The following is a 2,358-nucleotide window of genomic DNA, read 5'->3' on the forward strand; positions in this document are numbered from 1 at the left end:
ATCAAGATCGGTGGCGTCGAGCACAGCATCACCCAGCTCGGCGTGGGCAAGCCGGTGATCGGGCCGATGGTCGGCGCGCCTTACGCAGCCATTGTCGCCGGCGCCTTCACGCTGCCCATTCCCACGCAGAATGGCCCCGTCGATTACACCGCCACCAACCTCCCTCCCGGCCTCTCCCTCAGCGACACCACCGGCATCATCAGCGGCATCCCGACCAAGGCCGGGAGCTACGACGTCACCGTCAAAGGTAAGAACGCCTTCGCCTCTGCCGACGCCACGCTCACCTTCAAGGTCAACGTCGCCGACCTCGCCACCGGCACCGTCGGCACCTTCCACGGTCTCGTGGATCGCCATCCCGTGCTGAATGGCGACCTCGCCTCGCGGATCCAGATCACCACCACGCCCGGCGGCGGCTACACCGGCAAGCTCATCACCGGCACCACGGCCACTTCACTGAAAGGGCAGCTCACCGCGGCCGTCGGCGCGCCCACGCTGGCGCGGCTCGTCCTGCCGCTTCCCGATCTCGGCGCCACACTCGATCTTACCCTCGACGACGCCACCGACACCCTCTCCGGCACACTCAGCGACGGCGGCACGAATACCGCCGCCGTGCAGGGCTGGCGCAACTCCTGGGCCGACGTCGCCGACAACGCGGCGGACTTCGCCGCCATCCACAGCTTCTACCTCGAGCAGCCCGAGGTCGCCGACGATCTCCCGCGCGGCTACGGCTTCGGCAGCTTCGTGGTAAAGGCGAAGACCGGCGACGTCACCATCGGCGGCACCCTCGCCGATGGCACTCCCTTCACCACCACCACCTTCATCGGCCAGAGCGGCCAGGTCCTGATCTATGTGCCTCTCTACGCGAGTCGCGGCTCTCTGGTGGGAAAGCTCACGATCACCGCGGGAAATAGCGCGCCGTCGAACAACACGATCGCGGGCACGCCCGACTGGATGAAACCGGACCCACTCGCGAAATCGAAGGAACTCGCCTACCGCGCCGGCTTTAACCCCATCCCACTCACCGCTCTCGGCGGCACCTACACGCCGCCGGACCCAGGCGCACGCGTCCTCGCCTTGCCCGCCGCGAACCTGAACGCGCAACTCAGCTTCAGTCTCGGCGGACTCGCGGCGTCCTTCGACCAGGCGCTCACCATCGCGAACCCCAAGGCGTCCAGCCTGACGAACACGGCCACGATCGCCACTCCGGTGAACGGCACGAAGGTCGCCAAATTCTCCGCGACCTCGGGCGGGTTCGAAGGCGAATTCACGATCCCTGGCGCGAGCACGTCGCTGGATCGCAAAGCCCTCTTCAGCGGCCAGATCGTCACCACCGCTCTGGGCACCAAAGGTTACGGCTTCTTTCTCCTGCCCAAAGTCCCCGGTTCGAGCGAAGCGGTAAAAACGTCGCCGAAGCTCTCGGGCGTGATCGTTCTCGACAAACCGTAGCACGGACCTGGGCCGCCTTTCGGGCGGCGCGCGAAGTGACGTGCGCGACGCGTTTCATGGCGCCGAAGGCTCCCATGGTGAGGCGCTGACGCGCCGGTCTGTATTGCAGGCGCTCTGCCCATCGATGCGCGGGTTGATGAAGGTCGGGGTTTCGCATTGGCCAGGTGGCCAATGGTGGCAGCCTTGCGCATCGGCAGGATCGGTGGTGACCTTCTCCTGCACCCAGAAGTCCCCCCAGCATGAAACACCTCATCACCCCCTTGTTCTCCCTCACCTGCGCGAACCTCCCTGCCGCGCAAAGCTGCGGACCTCAAGACCAAGGCGGGGGTCGCCGTGTTTCTGACGACCCTTGGCCTGATCGAAAAACAAAAGTCCCAAGCTTCAGAGTGATCAAATCGGCAACCACAAGCTCCCCACAGAACCACGTTCAACAAACCTCACCCCATGAAACACACCCTGGCCCTCCTGGCTTCGTCATTCGTCATTCTCCATTCGTCGTTCGCCGCCGAAAAGAATCCCAACGTTCTCTTCATTGCCGTCGATGACATGCGGCCGGAGCTCGGCTGCTACGGCAACAAGATCATCAAGACCCCGAACATCGACCGCCTCGCCGCACGTGGCATCGTCTTCAATAAGGCCTACGTGTCGCAGGCGGTGTGCAGCCCTTCGCGCACGGCGATCCTAACGGGCCTGCGTCCCGATGTGACGAAGGTGTGGGATTTGGAAACGCACTTCCGGGTTGCGCAGCCGGATTGCATCACGCTGCCGCAACACTTCAAGGCGAATGGCTATCACACGGCGGCGTTGAGCAAGGTGTATCATGCCGGTCTCGAAGATGGCCGCTCGTGGAATGAACCGCACTGGTATCCGAAGGGCCGCGCCGTCGATACCGATCCGGTGGACTGGACGAAG

General features: G+C 64.3%; 2 protein-coding genes. Both read left to right on the plus strand.

The genetic code is table 11. From position 1 onward, the window contains the following. The coding region (locus tag RMO84_RS12990) for a putative Ig domain-containing protein (protein WP_310488875.1) at nt 1-1,446 on the plus strand (1,446 nt) is incomplete at its 5' end. Nucleotides 1,447-1,890: 444 nt separating this feature from the next. Next, a partial coding sequence (locus tag RMO84_RS12995) for a sulfatase-like hydrolase/transferase (protein ID WP_310488876.1) occupies nt 1,891-2,358 on the plus strand: 468 nt, incomplete at its 3' end.

This window comes from Chamaesiphon sp. VAR_69_metabat_338, from assembly GCF_031423935.1.
GTDB lineage: Bacteria > Cyanobacteriota > Cyanobacteriia > Cyanobacteriales > Chamaesiphonaceae > Chamaesiphon.